The following is a 15,959-nucleotide window of genomic DNA, read 5'->3' as shown; positions in this document are numbered from 1 at the left end:
AATCGCCTTGTGATGACAAACGCCTGCCTGCCTTCCCACCACCTGTCCAGCCGCCTGTCCCGCCCCCTGGCCGTCCTGTCGGCGCTCGCGGTCGCCGGGCTGCCGCAGCTCGCCCTGGCCGCGGAGGCGGCGGGCGCGCCGCACCTCGATGGGCGGGAGCTTGGGGCAGTCTGGGTCGTTCCCTTCGCCGGGATCCTGCTGTCCATTGCGCTTCTGCCGCTGCTGACGCCGAACATCTGGCACCACCATTTCGGCAAGATCGCCGCGGGCTGGGCGCTGGCCTTCATCGTGCCCTTCGCCGCGCTGTTCGGCGTCGACCTTGCGGCATTCGAGCTGCTGCACACGGCACTGCTCGAATACATCCCCTTCATCGTGCTGCTGACCGCGCTGTTCACCGTGGCCGGCGGCGTGCGCATCGCCGGGTCGCTGGTGGGAACGCCGATGGCGAACACGGTCGGACTGGCGCTGGGCACGGCGCTGGCCAGCGTGATGGGCACGACCGGCGCCTCCATGCTGCTGATCCGCCCGCTGCTGCGCGCGAATGAGCACCGGCGGCACAAGGTCCACACGGTGGTCTTCTTCATCTTCCTGGTGTCGAACGTTGGCGGCTCCCTGACGCCGCTCGGCGATCCGCCGCTGTTCCTGGGCTTCCTGAAGGGGGTGGACTTCTTCTGGCCGACGGTCCACCTGATCGGACCGATGGCGCTGGTGTCGGTCTGCCTGCTGGCGATGTACTTCGCGCTGGACCTCTACCTGCACACCAAGGACCCCGGCAAGCACCCGCTGATCGAAGGCGTGCACGAACGGGAGCCGGTGCGGATCGAAGGGGCGGTGAACCTTCTGCTGCTGGTCGCCATCGTCGGTGCGGTGCTGCTCAGCGGCGTGTGGCACCCGGACGCCGGGGTCACGGTCTTCCACGTCCATGTGCCGCTGGAGACGATCGTCAGCCAAGCGCTTCTGCTGCTGATCACCGGCCTGTCGCTGAAGCTGACCAGCGCGCACAGCCGCCGCCTGAACGCCTTCACTTGGGGCCCGATTGTGGAGGTGGCGAAGCTGTTCGCGGCGATCTTCCTGACCATCATCCCGGCCATCGCCATCCTGCGCGCGGGCACCGAAGGCGCGCTCGGCGCCATCATCGCCGCGGTGAACGACAACGGGCAGCCGGTTCCCGCCGCCTATTTCTGGGCCGCCGGCATCCTGTCGAGCTTCCTCGACAACGCGCCGACCTACCTGATCTTCTTCAACACGGCCGGCGGCGAGCCGCAGGTGCTGATGAAGGACCTTGCCGTGACGCTGACGGCGATTTCCGCCGGTGCGGTGTTCATGGGCGCCAACAGCTACATCGGCAACGCGCCCAACTTCATGGTCAAGGCCATCGCGGAGGAGCGCGGCGTGAAGATGCCCAGCTTCTTCGGCTACATGCTCTGGTCCTGCGGCATCCTGGTGCCGCTGTTCGTCGTGGTGACCTGGGTGTTCTTCCGGTAGGCCGCGAATTCTCCCTCTCCCTGCTCCGCAGGGAGAGGGGCAGAAAACCTCTACTCCTCCAGCATCCAGCGGCCGTCCGTTCGGCAGGCGGTCAGGGGCACGCCGGCGTCGCGGCCGGCGGGGGTGGTCACCACGTGGGTGAAGCCGAAGCACAGGCGGCGCTTGTCCTTGGGATCCTCGACGCGGCCCGTGACCGTGATCCGCCCGGACCGGCTGCCGTCGCCCGACGACCAGTCCTTGCCCGACCCCGGTGCGGCCAGCGCGCTGAGGAAGGCCCCGGCGATCACCGCTTGGTCATCCGGCGTCACGCGCAGGCGCGTGGCGTTGCTCCAGCCCTTGCCGATCAGCAGGTCGGGGGTCTGCACATTCACCGCGACGCGGTCCGCGGCGATGGCGACGGCGAGGTCCAGGGAGTCGGCGTTCGCGTCGACATCCCCCGCGTCGGTCAGGGTCGACAGGCTGGCGAGGCCGGCCTTGGTCGCCTCGCCCATCTTGCCGTCGATGGCGCCGTCGTAGCGGCCGAGCCGGGCCAGCGCGCGCTGCGCGGCCATGACCCGCTCCGACGCGCTGGGCATGTGGGGCATCGGCAGCGGCGCCCGCGCCTCGGCAATGGCGGTGAGGTCGAGCGTGTGGCGCAGGCGGCTCGCCCCCGGCGCGCCGTGCCAGACGGTCAGCAGCCCGACCAGCAGCACCGCCGCGGAACCCAGAACGCCGGCCGGCCAGACCCCCTGCGGAATCGCCCGCGTCACGCCGCCGAGCGCGAGGTCGAGCGCTCGGCGCAGCAGCCCGCCGACCGCCAGCCACAGCCCCAGCCCGGCCAGGACCGGCACGCCCAGGTCCCAAGCGAGCCGCAGCGGCAGCGGCGCCGGATCCTCCGCCGTGGCGCCGGTCAGCAGCGCCGGCAGGTCCACGGCCCCGACCAGCAGAAGGACGAGCGCCAGCGCTCCGGCACCGGCGATCCAGCAGCGCGCCACGGCGGCGCGGCCGGTCTCGGCGAAGCGCGTCTGGAGGGCGGCCGCGACCTCGGCGACGAAGGCGGGGCTGACGCAGCCCTCATGGGCGGCGACGATGCCGTCCACATCCGGCTCCCGTCCGGCGCGGACGGCGTCGGCGACCATCCCGGTCAGGCGGAAGGCGCCGGCCACGGCGAAGGCCTCCGGGCCTGTGGCCGCGCGGAGGCGGGCCAGGACCGGCGCCAGCGCCGCGTCGAGGAAGGGCGGCATGGCGGGCACCAGCGCGTCCGGCCCCACCGTCTCCACGTCGAACGGCACGGCACCGCAGGCGCAAGACAGGGTGACCACCGGCACGACGCCGCGCCGTTCGTACAGAAGCTGGGTCCCGGAATGGCGGACGCTCAGCGGCTCGGCCTCGGCCACCGTGTCGAAGCGGTCGATGCCCACCGCCTCCAGCACCGTGCGCACCACGGCCGGGGCCTCCGGCGGCACGGCGAAGCCGCGCGACGGGCGGGCGGTCAGGCGCGGGCGGTGGATGTGGGTGAACTGGCCGACCCCGCCGCACTCCTCGCACACCACCACGCCGTTGCCGGTGCAGACCGGGCAGCGCAGGCCACCGCGCCCGCCGCAGGTCTCGCAGGACGCCGGATCGGAGTGGTCCCCGTGGTCGCACTTCACCTTGCCGCCGCGGCAGTCCGGGCCGGTGCAGGCGCGCACGCCGCCGCCGCTGCACCGCGCGCAGGGCTCGTGCAGGTAATAGGGGCCGCGCAGCGCGGCGATGGCCGGAAGCTCCTCCCCCTCCGCGGCCGCTGCGTCGGGCGAGCCGATCAGCGTGGCCAGCCGGTGGGCGGTTTCCAGCGAGGAGGTCTCCGCGTCCAGTTCGCGGGCCAGCGTGGCGTTCAGCTCGGCGGCGTTGCGGCAGTGGATGGCCGACCGGATCATCTCCGCGCCGGTGCGGATCTCCACCTCGGTGGTCCAGTCGATGCTCAGCGTCAGCAGCGCCCCGACCGTCACGCTGCGGCGCACGGCGCCCAGCAGCTCCACCCCGTCCTCCGGCCGCGTGTTGCCGGCCGCGGCGCGGCGCAGGCGCAGCAGCACCTCCGCATGGGCGGCGGTCAGGCCGCGATCACTGGCGTCAGGGGTTGGCGCGGGCGGGGCGATGATTGCGGGGCCGGAGGAAGGCTCAGGCTCCAGTCGGTCGGAATCGATGCAGTCGGGCATGGGAGATCACGGTCGTTGGCGTCGCCACCCAGGGGTGGGGTGGTCAGGCGGCGACGCCGGGCGTCGGGCCGGCTGGCGCGGGGTCGGCGTCCGGTGCCGCCGATGACTCCGTCGGGGCATCCGGCTTGCCAGCCGCAGGCTCATCGGAGGTCGTGGGCGCTGGGTCGGGCTTGCGGGCCGGGGGGGCCTTGCGGATCCAGACACGGCCTTGCATGGTGAAGCCGTGGTCGCGGAACCAGGCGCGCTCCGCCTCGTCCGCGGCGCGGAACAGGACAAGGCTCCACCCCTCGACGTCCGCGGTGGCATCGCCGCCGTCCGGCGTCGCGTAGGGCTGGAGCGAAAAGGGGAAGTCGTCACGGGTCATCGGACGTCGCGTGTCTGTTTCGGAATCGGGGGAAAGTGCGCGCAGCGCCGGGCGTTGCCCGAGCGGCTTTGCGGACAGCGGCGGTTGCCGGCGTCAGTCGCGGGGGCGGTCTGAGGACGAGTTCGGAGACGACGACGGGCGTGCGCCGCGCGGGGCGTCGCCCGGTTCGACCACCTCGAAATCCGTTTCCGCAGCGTATTTCACGACGCGGCCGTCGGCAAGCCGCAGGTCGTAGGCCGGGGTGCCGGCCAGGGTACGGGCGACGACGAGCCCATCCTGGCCCGCCATTCTCACGCGCGTTCCCAACCGCAGCATGTTGCCCCCCGAAGTGCTTGCTTGTCCAAGCAGGCTATGCGTTTGACGGCGCCCGTGCTGTGTCAAAAACCGGACGGTCCGGGGCGATGTGGACCGCGTGCCGGACCGCGCGGGGCATCCGGGCGTTTCGATTGTTAAAGGGGGTAAGCAACCATGGAGGCGTCCATGCCAGCCAACCGCCCAGACAACCACGACAGCCGCACCCAGAAGCCGTCCGTCATCGACCTCGTCACCGACCCGGAGCAGTTCGACAAGTGGCAGCGCCAGCGGGAACGGGAGGAAGCGTCCGACGACCGCGCGACGGACCCCGGCGGCCGTTCCGGCCGTGGGGATGATCCCCGCGATGTCCCGGCCGACCGGCGGTCCTGAAGCCGCAATCATTCGGCATAGATCATTCGGCGGCGTGCTCCGCATCGAGCGCCGCCGCGCCGCCGGGGGCGCTGCAATGGAATTGCATCAGCCGGCGCTCGACCCTGATCAGGTAGGCGCGCGCGTCAAGACCCACGGGACCGCGGCTGTGGGCACGCACACGTTGTATGGCGCGGCAGGCAAAGCCGCAATCGTTGGTCGCAAACCGGCACACCGCTAAGGTCTCTCAAAATGATCAGGCCCTAAAGCATTAATGCTTTGGTCCTGTGGCGTCGAGCAAAGGTTGCGCCACAGCGGTGTTGTCACAAGGTCCGCATGCATATCGCAATATGCACTCGCGGGCGGACCCCCATTGTTTCCCGCGAAGGCGGGACCGGATCAGTCCGAACCGTTCTCGCCGGCGGAGGCCTGGGTTTGGTGGCCTTCCAGGACGGCCAGATAGGCCAGCAGGCGTTCCAGCGTGGCCGTCGGCATGCCGACGGATGGTGCGTCGTGACGCTTGGCCGCTTTCAGAGCCGTGCGGAGCAAGGTTCGGTCAATATCGGTCAAACCGGTCATGTTGGGAGCGGACGTGGTGCAGAGACATCGTTCTACTACCACCAATCCGCAGGCTGATGCCATGACCAATCCTCAGTAGAACTGTCGCCTATACCTTTTGGATGGGTGGCCCTCCGCCAATCTCCATAATGACACCGGAAGGGCGTCGAACCGTCCGGGACTTTCGGCGCTCTTTGGGACAGTGGTCCTGTCACATCGCGGTGACACGCCGGTCAGCCCTTTTGCCGCCGACCGGGACAGGGTAGGAGTTGACCGGCGCCGGTCCGGACGCCGCCTCTCAGCGCCGATCCGCCAGGGCCGATCCGCCAGCGCCGATCCCGCAGACGAGAGACTCCGGACCGCCATGTTCGCCCACGCCCGCCTCCTCCGCCGCATCCTGCCCGCCCTGGTCGTGGGCGCGCTGCTGTCCAGCCTGCCGCTGTCCGCTGAGCTGGCGCCCGCCCTCGTGCCCGCCGCCGCGCAGGCCCAGCCGGCCGCCCCGGCCCCGTCGGAGGCCGCGGACTTCAAGGCGCGCCTGGGGCAGTGGCAGGACGCGCTCAACAAGGCGGCGAACCGGGTTGCCGTAGGCGACTTGGTGAACACGGAATACGAGGCCCTGCGCGCCGACCTGACCAAGGTGCAGCACGACGCGCGGGAGGGCGGCGCCGCGGCCGCGGCCTCGCGCGAAACCGCGCAGCGGATGCTCGACGCGCTGGGGCCGCCGCCGGCCCAGGATGCCCCGGCGGAGGAAGCCGGCGTCGCCGCGGAGCGCAAGCGCCTGACCCAGACCATCGCGGAGCTGGAGGGGCGCGGCAAGCAGGCGGACTTGATCGTCACCCGCGTCGACATCCTTCTGCGCACCGCCGCCGATCAGCGCATGACCCAGCTGACCGAGCAGCTGGTCAAGCGCGGACCTGTGCCGCTATTGCCCAGCGTCTGGGCCGCCCTGCCGGAGCAGGTCGCCTACATGCAGGAGCGCGTGACCCGCGCCTTCACCATTGTGCTGGACGAGGGCGAGTGGCGGGAACGCTTCCTCGGGCTCGGCATCCTGGCGGCCTTCCTGTTCTTCATCGCCTGGCCGGTGCGCCGGGCCCTGCTGCGCCGCTATGGCCACCGTGACATGCCCGGCGAGGCTCTGGGCGAAACGGCGGAGCGGCCCGGCTACCGCCAGCGCGTCGTGGCCATGGCGGTGGAAGCCGTCGCCCGCTGCCTGATGCCGGTGGTGCCGACGGTGGCGCTGTCCGGCTCGCTGGTCGGGCTGCTGCGCGACGTGTACGACGCGGGGCCGCTGACCACCCTGATCCTCGGCGTGTCCGGCGGCCTGACCGCCTTCTTCCTGGTGACCGGCGTGGCGCGCGCGACGCTGGCGCCCGACCATCCCGCCTGGCAGCTGGCCGACCTCGACCCGGCCAGCGCCCGCCGGCTGGTGCGCCGGATCGTGCTCGCCGCCGTGGGGCTGGCGCTGGCCGGCACGGGCATCGGCCTGTCGGAAGGCCTGTTCACCCCGCCGGAGATGCGCGCGGTCGTCGGCTTCGGGACGATGGTGCTGATCGCCGTGTCGCTGCTGTCGCTGCTGCCCCACCGGCTGTGGATCGCCGCGGCGGAGGCGCCGGCGGAGGCCGACTGCGGCTGTCCTCCCGACGCTCCGGACGTCACGCTTCCGCCCGCGGAGCCGGCCAAGCCGCGCGTCGTCTGGCTGCGCCTGCGCCTGCTGATCGGCGCGGTGGCGCTGCTGTCGCTCGCCGCCTCCGCCGCCGGTTACCTGACGCTGGCGGTCTACGCATCGAAGCTGATGCTGACGACGATCATCATCGGCGGCGTCCTGCTGGTGGCGCGCGGCGTTCTGCGCGAGCTGTTGTGCGTGGTGCTGGAGCGCGAAAGCGGCCAGATGGCGGAGGTGCGCGACATGGTCGTCGTCACCGACCGCGGCCGGCGCCTGGTCGGCCACGCCGGCCGCGCGGTGATCGACCTCGGCCTGCTCGCCGTCGCGTCCTTCTTCGTGCTGCCGCTGACCGGCATGACCGTGACCGAGATGAAGGGCGTGGCCGACGGCTTCCTTGGCGGCGTTACGGTGGGCGGCGTCCGCATCGTGCCGGGCGACATCATGTCGGCCTTCCTGGTGCTGGGCGTGGTGGTCACGGTGACCCGCTTCGTGCAGCGCCAGCTGGACGAGCGGGTGCTGCGCCGCGTCGCCATCGACGAGGGCGTGCGCAACTCCATCCGCACCGGCGTCGGCTATCTCGGCACCACCATGGCGGTGCTGATGTCGGTGGGGTCGCTGGGGCTCGACCTGTCCAGCCTCGCCATGATCGCCAGCGCGCTGTCGGTCGGCATCGGTTTCGGCCTGCAGAACGTGGTCAGCAACTTCATCTCCGGCCTGATCATGCTGGTGGAGCGACCGGTGAAGGTCGGCGACTGGGTGGTGGTGAACGGGTTGGAGGGCACGGTGCGCCGCATCAGCGTGCGCGCGACGGAGATCCAGACCTTCCAGCGCGCTTCCGTCATCATCCCGAACTCGGAGTTCATCTCCAAGGCGGTGGTGAACTGGACGCTGAAGGACAAGACCACCCGCATCGAGATCAAGGTCCGCGTGACCTACGACTCGGACGTCCGGCTGGTCGACGCGCTTCTGCTGAAGATCGCGCTCGGCCACAATCTGGTGCTGCGCAGCCCGGAACCGGTGGTGATGTTCCGCGACTTCGGGCCGAGCGGGCTGGAATTCGAACTGCGCGCCTTCGTCGCCAACACCGAGCACATCCTGCCGGTACGCAACGAGCTGCGCATGCGCATCATCGAGCAGTTCCGCGCCCAGAGCGTCCAGATGCCCTTCGACCAGCGCGTCGTCCACATGCCGAAGGTCGAGGCGATGCTGGAAACCCTGCTGGCCGATCGGGTATCCGCCGGCCCGCTGCTGGAGGTGGTGTCCGGCGCCGGCAACGTCGTGCCCCTGAACGAAAAGGAGCCGAAGGCGGTTTCCTGACGGGATCGCCGGCCGTCCCCCCCGGCTATTCGTTTGGCGCGATCCTAACCATACGTTCACGCTTGGTCATTAACGCTTGTCGCGAAACTGCAACATCGGGAGGAGCGGGTGCGCGGGCTTGTCCGGTTCTGGTGGGGGTCCTTGGCGTTGATGGCGTTCGTGGCGTTGGTCCTGCTCGCGTCGGCGGGCGTGACCGCCGCGTCCGCGCACGCCCCTGCACCGGCGGAGCCGCAGGTCCTGCGCCTGGCCACCGGCGGTGTCGGCGGCACCTACCACCCGATCGGCGCCCTGATCGCCGATGCGCTGACTGTCTTGGGCGGGTCGGCGCCCGGTGGCGGAGGGGGAGCGTCCCGCATCCGGACGTCGGATCTGCTGATCGTGTCGCAGACCTCCAACGGGTCCGTCGCGAATGTTGAGGCGATGCAGCGCGGGCAGGTGGAGATGGCGCTGGCCCAGTCCAACATCGCGGAATGGGCCTACCGCGGCACCGGACGGTTCCAGGGCGCCGCCCCCGCCGCCTCCCTGCGCGCCGTTGCCACACTCTACCGGGAAAGCCTGCATCTGGTCGCCCGCCCCGCGGCGGGGATCCGGTCGGTCGCCGACCTGGGCGGCCAGCGCGTGTCGCTGGACGAGCCCGGCTCGGGCACGCTTGGCGACGTACGCGAGCTGCTGACCGCCTACGGCCTGTCGGAACGCGACTTCAAGCCGGAGTTCGTGAAGCCCGACTTCGCGCTGGCGCGCATGCGGGACGGAATGCTCGACGCCTTCTTCATCGTCGCCGGCGCCCCCATGGCGATCCTGCAGGAGGCCGGGCAGGACATTGATCAGAAGGGCGGCCCCAAGGCCGGCCGCCAACCCATTGCGCTCGTCCCCATCGACGGGCCGGAGGTGGACGGGCTGCTTGGGCGGCTGCCCTTCTACAGCCGGATGGTCATTCCCGCCGGCACCTACCCCGGCGTGCCGGACACGCCGACCATCGCCGTCGGGGCGCAGCTGCTGGTGCGCGCCGACCTGGACGACGCGTTGGTCTACCGGCTGACGCGCGCCCTGTGGTCGGACCGCACGCTCGGCATCCTGGCGAAGGGTCACCCCAAGGGCGCGCAGATCCGGCCGGAGCGCGCGCTTGACGGCATCTCCATCCCGCTGCACCCCGGCGCCGAGCGCTTCTACCGCGAGCAGGGGCTGATCCGATGAGGAAGGCGCCGTTCGGCGAGCAGGGCGCCGCGTCCGGAGCGGAGGACAAGGCCGGGTCCAGCCGCGCCGTCGCCTTCATGCTGGTCGCCGTGGTGATCTCCCTGTCGGTCGGGGTCGTCGGCTATGTGCAGACGACCCTGCGCACGGTGCGGGCCGGCCTGCCGGTCGCCGTGATGGAGCAGGAGCGGGAGATCGCCGGCCTCAGCAACGCGCTGGAGCGGCTCCTGCTCGACCTGCGGACGGCGCGCCTGGGCGGGCGGGTCGTCGACGGCGGGATCAACCTCAACGTTCCGCACATCCTGGAACATGTGGCTGCGGCGGAATCCTGGCTGTCCCGCATGCGCAGCAGCCACGCCTTCGACGACATGGTCGGCGCGTCCGCGGTGCACGCCATCGTCAACCCGGTGCTGATCGACGTGCGCGGCTGGCTCGAATCGGGGATCCACGGCCTGCCGCCGATGTCGCCCCTGGTGCTGCGCCTGTGCGACCGGCGGGTCAATGACGCCATCCTCGACGTCGTGCCGCTGCTGGACTCCGCGCAGGACCGCGCGGTCCGCGTGCTGAAGGGGCAGGGGGCGGCGCTGGACCGCTTCCAGGACGGCATGGTCGGCATCCTGGTGCTGGTGGCGGCCTTGGCGGTGCTGTCGATCCAACTGGTGCTGCGCGCGCTGGCCGACCGGCGCCGGGTCGCCCGCGCGCTGGAGGACGCGCGCGACGCGGCCGAACGCGCCAGCGTCGCCAAGAGCCATTTCCTGGCGGGCATGAGCCACGAGCTGCGCACGCCGCTGAATGCGATCATCGGCTTCTCGGCGATGATTCGCGATCAGGCGCACGGCCCGTTGGGCGACGCGAGCTATCTGGAATACGGGGCGGACATCCACGACAGCGGCGCGCACCTGCTGTCCATCGTCAACGACGTGCTCGACCTCGCGAAGGTGGAGGCCGGCCGCTACGTGCTGGAGCGGGAGGCGGTGGACCTCGGCGCGGTGGTCCGGGCCACCCTGCGCACCCTGGCGCCCCGCGCCCGGGAAGGCGGGGTGACGCTGGCCGAGGACATGCCCGGCGGCCCAACGCCGGTGAACGGCGACGAGCGCGCCCTGCGCCAGATCCTGCTGAACCTCGTGAGCAACGCCGTCAAGTTCACCCTGCCCGGCGGCACCGTGCGCGTCGGCGCGCACCGCATCCGCGGCGGCTACGTGACGCTGGAGGTGGTGGACACCGGGATCGGCATTCCGGAAGACCGGATCGACGCCGTGCTGCGCCCCTTCGAGCAGATCGACAACGGGCTGCAGCGCCGCTACGAGGGCACCGGGCTCGGCCTGCCGCTGGCGCGGTCGCTGGTGGAACTGCACGGCGGCGTGCTGCGCATCGCCAGCCGCGCCGGGGCCGGCACGACGGTCAGCGTTGATCTTCCGGTTTACGCCGCCGCCGCAGTGCGGTGACCTTCTCTGCCGGGGGTTCCGCCGCCTCGGGCAGCGGCGACCAGCCGGCGATGGCGCGGACGCAACGCAGGGCTTCGGGGTTGTTGCTGAACACCGGGAACAGCCGCCGCAGTTCCACGACGGCGGCCCATTCGCCGCGTTCGTGGAAGGCGCGGCGGATCGCTTCGGCTTCGGATTCGCTGACCGTGAACATGCCGGCAGGATGCCGCAACGCCCGCCCGTCCGCAAGCCGGCGGACCATCGGGATCTCCCCCGCCGGGACACCTTCTCGCAGGGCATGGACAGCCGCCCGTCCCGTCACCACCGTACCGCCTGACGGCGCACATCACTCCTGTCAAGCGGAGTTGTTCACAGGGTGAAGCATCCTTCGCTTGACTCCGGCATTGACACCGTTTTGTCACTTCGGGATCTAAGCAATCGGCTGCGACCCCACGAAAATCCTTGATTGTTGCCGATTTCCGGTGTGCCTAAAATTTAGGCAAAGAACGCGGATCCCTTGAAGGAGGGGGCTTCCCAATAGGTTACCCCTCGATTCGCCAACAGAGTTATCCACAGCTTTTGGGGATATCTGATCGGGTACGCCCACGGATCAGCCCGACCGCGCCGATGCCCAGCACCGCGATCAGCACGCCGGCCCCCAGGAACAGCACGTTCAGGCCGGCCTGCGCGGCGACGGCGCCGTAGAGCACCGGCCCCATCCCCTGGCCCAGGAAGAAGGCGGAGGCGAACAGCGCCAATGCGGACCCGCGCGCCGTGGCCGACAGCTCGGTCGCCTGGGTCTGCATCGTGTTGTGCAGCATGTAGAAGCCGAAGCCAGCGACCAGGAACAGCACCGACACCACCGGCCAGGGCACCGGCGCCGCCATCGCCAGATAGGCCACGCCCCCCAACAGGCCGCCGACCCGCATCATGCCCCATTGGCCAAGCCGGCCGAGCAGGCGGCGCACCACCATGCTGTAGAAGACCCCGCCGATGGCGAAGGCCGCGATGGTGACGCCGGCCTCGAAGGCGCCGGTCGCGCCGTGCTTGGCCAGCATGGGCGCCACAAAGGGGAACACGCCGAAGATCAGCAGCCCCTCCGCCGCCACGGTGGCGAAGACCCAGACGGAGGTCGGGTTGGCCAGCACCGAGGCGTAGCGCCGCCGCGCGTCGGCCAGTGACAGGGGGTGCCGGGCCTCACGCTCGCGGTGCAGGCCGACCATGGCGATCAGGGCGATGATGCCGGTTGTCCCGGCGGCCAGCCCGAACACCGCGCGCCAGCCCGCCACCTCCGCCAGCGCACCGGCCACGGCCGAGCCCGACATCTGGCCCAGGATGACCGCCAGCAGGAAGCGGCTGATGGCGAACTGCCGCTCCGTGTAGTCCACCCGGTCGCCGATCAGCGCCATGGAGGCGGGGATGATGCCGCCGGCGAAGGCGCCGGCCAGCACGCGCGCCGCCATCACCCCAGTATAGCCGGGCCCGATGGACGACAGCGCGACGCCGATGGTCAGGATCACCAGCGACAGCCGGATCAGCCGCGTCTTGCCGATGGCGTCGCCAACCGGCCCCAGGATCAGCTGCATCGCCGCGTAAGGCAGCGTGTAGGCGGAGGAGAGCAGGGCGGCCTCGGCCACGCCGACGCCCAGGTCCGCCGCGATGACGGTCAGCATCGGGTCGGTCGCCCGCAGCGAAAAGGCGCTCGCGAAGCCCGCAAGGCCGAGGATCAGGATGAGAAGGCGCATGGGAAGGGGTGGGCCGCCGCCGAAGTTTGGTCGTGAATTGATCAGAGTCCCAACCGTAGTGCAGGACGCGCTCCACCGCGCACGGCAACATTGCCATGGCACCCATGCAATCGCCGTCCTCACAGCGACGCGGGAGCGGCGCGATGAGATCCAAAGGGCGTGCCGCGACGTAATGGCAGCACACCGCTGGAGACGCGCATGCCACCGCTCGTTCGCACCGCCGCCCTTTCCGCCGCACTCCTCCTGTCTGCCGCTTCTGTCGAAGCGGGGGCGGCGTCGCCCCGGCAGACCGTCGACTGGTCGTCGCTGCCCCTGCCGGCCATCGATGGCGGCACGCTGCCGCCGGCACTCTTCCAGGGCCGGGCGGTGCTGGTGGTGAACACGGCGTCGCAGTGCGGCTACACCGGGCAATACGCCGGCCTTCAGAAGCTCTGGGCGGCCTACCGCGACCGCGGGCTGGTCATGCTGGGCGTGCCGTCCAACGACTTCGGGGCGCAGGAGCCGGGCAGCAACGCCCAGGTCGCCTCTTTCTGCGAGCTGAACTACGGCGTCGATTTCCCGCTTCTGGAAAAGCAGGCCGTCGTCGGTCCGGACGCGCACCCCTTCTATCGCTGGGCCGCGGGGGAAACCGGTCCCACCGGCGTGCCGCGCTGGAACTTCCACAAGATCCTGATCGGGCGCGATGGCCGCCTGGCCGCGACCTTCCCCAGTGCCGTCACGCCCGACGCACCGGCGCTGGCGTCGGCCATCGACCAGGCGCTGGCCCAGCCCGTCTCCAGTCCCCCCGTCGCAGGGCAATGAGGATGGTCGCGGTGGACGCCCATACGGATTCTCAGAGCAAGCAAGCGACGACCATCCGCCTGCTGTCCTACGGCGGGCTGATCCCCTTCGTCGCCGGGGGCGTCCTCGCTTGGGCGGCCGGTGGCGCCTGGCAGTCCTTCGCGCTTCAGGCCGTGATCGTCTACGCGGTCGCGATCCTGTCCTTCATCGGCGCCATCCACTGGGGCCGCGTGCTGGCGGGGCGGGAGGAGGAGCGGAGCGGGGCCGTCTGGCTCGTCTGGGGTGTGGCACCCTCGCTGCTGGGCTGGTTCGCCGCTCTGCTTCCGCAGGTTTGGACCTTGGTGGTGCTGGTCCTGTCCTTCGGGCTGGCCTGGGTCGCCGACCGCCGCGCGGTGGACCTGGGCCGTTACCCCGGCTGGTTCGGCCGCTTGCGGACCGTTCTGACCAGCGTCGTCTGCGTGACGCTGGCGGCGCTCATTCCGCTGGTTCTGTGACCGGCCGCTCGGTAACCGGTAGCCGACGCGGCACCAGAGCTGCGGCCTTCAGCAACACCTCCGGCCCGGCGCCGGGGAGATGGGCGTTCTCGCTGATGTGCCGCCGCCAGGCGCGGGCGCCCGGCAGCCCCTGGAACAGGCCAAGCATGTGCCGGGTGATGGCGGACAGCGGCGTGCCCTTCGACAGCCGATCCTCCACATAGGGGATCATCGCCTCAACGACGGCGTGGCGGTCCGGGCCGGCTTCCTCACCGAACAGGCGGCGGTCGGCGTCGGCCAGGATGTAGGGAGTCTCGTAGGCCGCACGCCCGATCATCACGCTGTCCAGCGTCGCCAGATGCGTTTCCGCCTCGTCCAGCGTGCGGATGCCGCCGTTGATGGCGATGGTCAGATGCGGATTCTCCTGCTTCAGCCGGTGCACCAGCTCGTAGCGCAGCGGCGGGATGTCCCGGTTCTCCTTGGGGCTCAGCCCCTTCAGCCAGGCCTTGCGCGCGTGCACGATGAAGTGCGTGCAGCCGGCCGCCGCCACGGTGCGGACGAAGCGGTCGAGCGTCGGCCACTCCTCCATCTCGTCGATGGCGATGCGGTGCTTGACGGTCACGGGGATCGACGCGGCCTCCCGCATGGCGCCGACCAGCCGCGCCACGAGGTCCGGCTCCGCCATCAGGCAGGCGCCGAAGCGGCCGGACTGCACGCGGTCGCTGGGGCACCCGACGTTGAGGTTCACCTCGTCGTAGCCCCACTCCTCCGCGATGCGGGCACAGGCCGCCAGCTCCGCCGGGTCCGACCCGCCGAGCTGGAGCGCCACCGGATGCTCCGCCGCGTCATAGCCCAGCAGCCGCTCCCGGTCCCCGTGCAGCACGGCGCCGGTGGTCACCATCTCGGTGTAGAGCAGCGTGTTCTTCGACAGCAGCCGGTGGAAGGTCCGACAATGGCGGTCGGTCCAGTCCATCATGGGTGCGACGCTGAGGGCGATAGGGGTCATGAGGCGCGGGATTTGGTGATAGGGGAAACAGCCGCATCAATTGGCCGATTGAGGACCTAATGGCAAGAGCCCCTTCGTCCCCTCTCCCCTCCGGGGAGAGGGTTGGGGTGAGGGGGATGCGCATTTGCCGGACGTACCAAGGTGGCGGGACCCCCTCACCGGCCCTCCGGGCCACCCTCTCCCCAGAGGGGAGAGGGCTATTGTCTCCGCCCCCTTGTCGGCCTTCCGTCCCGCGCCTCGCGCGTGTCGGCCAGCACGGCCTTGACCTTCGCCAGATGCCGCCGCGCGCCGGTGCCGATCTTCAACGCCACGCCGGTGGACAGCACGTCGATGATGGCCAGATGCACCAGCCGCGAGGCCATCGGCGTGTAGATCTCGGCGTCCTCTACCGGGGTGTGGCCGATGGTGACGGTGGAGACGGCCGCGAGCGGGGAACCCGGCGCGGTGATGGCGATCACCGGCACGCCCTGCTCCCGCGCGGTCTGCGCCAGTTCCGTCACCACGAAGGTGCGGCCGGTGTTGGAGATCGCCAGCAGAACGCCCTTCTCGCCCAGGTTCACCGACAGCATGCGCACCATCATCGGGTCGGCGCTGGCCTGGGCGGCCATGCCGAAGCGCAGGAACTTGTGCGCCGCGTCCTCCGCCACCACGGCCGAGGCGCCGGTGCCGATGCACAGGATGCTGGAGGCACCGGCCAGCAGGTCCACCGCGCGGGCCACCGCCTCCATGTCCAGCGCACCGGCCGCGTCGTTCAGCGCCGCGGCGGCCGAGGCGAAGACCTTCTGCGCCACCATCGGCACGTCGTCGTCGGGCGCCACGTCCTGGCTGACGAAGGGGGTGCCGCGCGCCTGCCCCTCGGCCAGCCGCAGCTTGAAGTCCGGAAAGCCGCCGCAGCCGATGCTGCGGCAGAAGCGGACGACCGTCGCCTCGCTCACCCCGGCGGCATGGGCCAGCACGGTGATGCTCTGGCCCAGCACCTTGTGCGGGTCGGCCAGCACCATGTCGGCGACCTGCGCCTCCGACTTCTTCAGCTCCGGCAGGCGGCCGCGGATGTGGTCGAGAATGTTCAGCGGCTGGAGCATGGGGAACCGTGTGTCCCTTCTTGTAGCGGGCCTC

General features: G+C 70.7%; 15 protein-coding genes. 7 read left to right on the top strand and 8 right to left on the bottom strand.

Annotation, left to right across the window (positions count from 1 at the left end; genetic code table 11):
* Positions 1 to 12: 12 nt before the first annotated feature.
* A complete protein-coding gene (locus tag M2351_RS41820; protein WP_264661856.1) occupies positions 13 to 1,485 on the top strand; it encodes a sodium:proton antiporter in 1,473 nt (490 codons plus the stop codon).
* A gap of 50 nt (positions 1,486 to 1,535) precedes the next feature.
* Here M2351_RS41820 and M2351_RS41815 read toward each other — a convergent pair whose 3' ends face one another.
* The 3 genes from M2351_RS41815 to M2351_RS41805 all read right to left on the bottom strand — a co-directional run bounded on the left by M2351_RS41815 (position 1,536) and on the right by M2351_RS41805 (position 4,311).
* The gene (locus tag M2351_RS41815; protein WP_264661855.1) at positions 1,536 to 3,659 is read right to left on the bottom strand and encodes a hypothetical protein; all 2,124 of its coding nucleotides are present in this window, start codon (positions 3,657 to 3,659) and stop codon (positions 1,536 to 1,538) included.
* A 43-nt stretch (positions 3,660 to 3,702) separates the two neighbouring features.
* On the bottom strand, positions 3,703 to 4,023 hold the full coding sequence (locus M2351_RS41810) for a hypothetical protein (RefSeq protein ID WP_264661854.1): 321 nt from the start codon (positions 4,021 to 4,023) through the stop codon (positions 3,703 to 3,705).
* A 93-nt stretch (positions 4,024 to 4,116) separates the two neighbouring features.
* The gene (locus M2351_RS41805) at positions 4,117 to 4,311 is read right to left on the bottom strand and encodes a hypothetical protein (protein WP_264662442.1); all 195 of its coding nucleotides are present in this window, start codon (positions 4,309 to 4,311) and stop codon (positions 4,117 to 4,119) included.
* Between the two features lie 192 nt (positions 4,312 to 4,503).
* Between M2351_RS41805 and M2351_RS41800 the strand changes: the two genes are divergently transcribed.
* Complete coding sequence (locus M2351_RS41800; RefSeq protein ID WP_264661853.1) at positions 4,504 to 4,707, top strand: hypothetical protein; 204 nt, start codon at positions 4,504 to 4,506, stop codon at positions 4,705 to 4,707.
* Positions 4,708 to 5,085: 378 nt separating this feature from the next.
* On the opposite strand, the gene M2351_RS41795 is transcribed toward M2351_RS41800, so the two are convergent.
* Positions 5,086 to 5,235 (bottom strand): hypothetical protein, encoded by a 150-nt coding sequence (locus M2351_RS41795; RefSeq protein ID WP_264661852.1) that lies wholly within the window; start codon positions 5,233 to 5,235, stop codon positions 5,086 to 5,088.
* Positions 5,236 to 5,608: 373 nt separating this feature from the next.
* Here M2351_RS41795 and M2351_RS41790 point away from each other — a divergent pair, with 373 nt between their 5' ends.
* From M2351_RS41790 to M2351_RS41780, 3 genes are all read left to right on the top strand, one after another.
* The gene (locus M2351_RS41790) at positions 5,609 to 8,224 is read left to right on the top strand and encodes a DUF3772 domain-containing protein (protein ID WP_264661851.1); all 2,616 of its coding nucleotides are present in this window, start codon (positions 5,609 to 5,611) and stop codon (positions 8,222 to 8,224) included.
* 108 nt (positions 8,225 to 8,332) lie between these two features.
* Complete coding sequence (locus tag M2351_RS41785; protein WP_264661850.1) at positions 8,333 to 9,418, top strand: TAXI family TRAP transporter solute-binding subunit; 1,086 nt, start codon at positions 8,333 to 8,335, stop codon at positions 9,416 to 9,418.
* Positions 9,415 to 10,860 carry a sensor histidine kinase gene (locus M2351_RS41780; protein ID WP_264661849.1) on the top strand — a complete coding sequence of 482 codons (1,446 nt, stop codon included), beginning with the start codon at positions 9,415 to 9,417 and terminating at the stop codon, positions 10,858 to 10,860. Before M2351_RS41785 ends, M2351_RS41780 begins: the two co-directional genes overlap by 4 nt.
* Here M2351_RS41780 and M2351_RS41775 read toward each other — a convergent pair.
* Positions 10,817 to 11,101 (bottom strand): hypothetical protein, encoded by a 285-nt coding sequence (locus M2351_RS41775; RefSeq protein WP_264661848.1) that lies wholly within the window; start codon positions 11,099 to 11,101, stop codon positions 10,817 to 10,819. The two genes, M2351_RS41780 and M2351_RS41775, sit on opposite strands and share 44 nt — an antisense overlap.
* A gap of 304 nt (positions 11,102 to 11,405) precedes the next feature.
* A complete protein-coding gene (locus M2351_RS41770; RefSeq protein WP_264661847.1) occupies positions 11,406 to 12,584 on the bottom strand; it encodes an MFS transporter in 1,179 nt (392 codons plus the stop codon).
* A gap of 198 nt (positions 12,585 to 12,782) precedes the next feature.
* On the opposite strand from M2351_RS41770, the gene M2351_RS41765 reads away from it, so the two are divergent.
* Positions 12,783 to 13,385, top strand: a complete 603-nt coding sequence (locus M2351_RS41765; protein WP_264661846.1) for a glutathione peroxidase — start codon at positions 12,783 to 12,785, stop codon at positions 13,383 to 13,385.
* A gap of 11 nt (positions 13,386 to 13,396) precedes the next feature.
* On the top strand, positions 13,397 to 13,858 hold the full coding sequence (locus tag M2351_RS41760) for a DUF3429 domain-containing protein (protein WP_264661845.1): 462 nt from the start codon (positions 13,397 to 13,399) through the stop codon (positions 13,856 to 13,858).
* Here M2351_RS41760 and dusA read toward each other — a convergent pair.
* Together dusA and hexR are read right to left on the bottom strand one after the other, a co-directional pair.
* Positions 13,839 to 14,843 (bottom strand): tRNA dihydrouridine(20/20a) synthase DusA, encoded by a 1,005-nt coding sequence (gene dusA, locus M2351_RS41755; RefSeq protein WP_264661844.1) that lies wholly within the window; start codon positions 14,841 to 14,843, stop codon positions 13,839 to 13,841. The genes M2351_RS41760 and dusA overlap by 20 nt on opposite strands.
* A gap of 197 nt (positions 14,844 to 15,040) precedes the next feature.
* Complete coding sequence (gene hexR, locus M2351_RS41750) at positions 15,041 to 15,925, bottom strand: transcriptional regulator HexR (protein WP_264661843.1); 885 nt, start codon at positions 15,923 to 15,925, stop codon at positions 15,041 to 15,043.
* Positions 15,926 to 15,959: the final 34 nt, after the last annotated feature.

The organism is Azospirillum canadense (assembly GCF_025961225.1).
GTDB classification, from domain to species: Bacteria; Pseudomonadota; Alphaproteobacteria; order Azospirillales; family Azospirillaceae; genus Azospirillum; species Azospirillum canadense.
Note: the sequence above shows the minus strand (reverse complement) of the source record. Positions and strands in the feature narration are given on the sequence as shown.

What these genes read in the sequence shown, in the direction of transcription:
- M2351_RS41775 (WP_264661848.1), bottom strand. Translation starts at nt 11,101, where the DNA reads ATGGTCCGCCGGCTTGCGGACGGGCGGGCGTTGCGGCATCCTGCCGGC.
- dusA (WP_264661844.1), bottom strand. Translation starts at nt 14,843, where the DNA reads ATGACCCCTATCGCCCTCAGCGTCGCACCCATGATGGACTGGACCGAC.
- hexR (WP_264661843.1), bottom strand. Translation starts at nt 15,925, where the DNA reads ATGCTCCAGCCGCTGAACATTCTCGACCACATCCGCGGCCGCCTGCCG.
- M2351_RS41820 (WP_264661856.1), top strand. Translation starts at nt 13, where the DNA reads ATGACAAACGCCTGCCTGCCTTCCCACCACCTGTCCAGCCGCCTGTCC.
- M2351_RS41800 (WP_264661853.1), top strand. Translation starts at nt 4,504, where the DNA reads ATGCCAGCCAACCGCCCAGACAACCACGACAGCCGCACCCAGAAGCCG.
- M2351_RS41780 (WP_264661849.1), top strand. Translation starts at nt 9,415, where the DNA reads ATGAGGAAGGCGCCGTTCGGCGAGCAGGGCGCCGCGTCCGGAGCGGAG.
- M2351_RS41815 (WP_264661855.1), bottom strand. Translation starts at nt 3,659, where the DNA reads ATGCCCGACTGCATCGATTCCGACCGACTGGAGCCTGAGCCTTCCTCC.
- M2351_RS41770 (WP_264661847.1), bottom strand. Translation starts at nt 12,584, where the DNA reads ATGCGCCTTCTCATCCTGATCCTCGGCCTTGCGGGCTTCGCGAGCGCC.
- M2351_RS41790 (WP_264661851.1), top strand. Translation starts at nt 5,609, where the DNA reads ATGTTCGCCCACGCCCGCCTCCTCCGCCGCATCCTGCCCGCCCTGGTC.
- M2351_RS41765 (WP_264661846.1), top strand. Translation starts at nt 12,783, where the DNA reads ATGCCACCGCTCGTTCGCACCGCCGCCCTTTCCGCCGCACTCCTCCTG.
- M2351_RS41810 (WP_264661854.1), bottom strand. Translation starts at nt 4,023, where the DNA reads ATGACCCGTGACGACTTCCCCTTTTCGCTCCAGCCCTACGCGACGCCG.
- M2351_RS41805 (WP_264662442.1), bottom strand. Translation starts at nt 4,311, where the DNA reads ATGGCGGGCCAGGATGGGCTCGTCGTCGCCCGTACCCTGGCCGGCACC.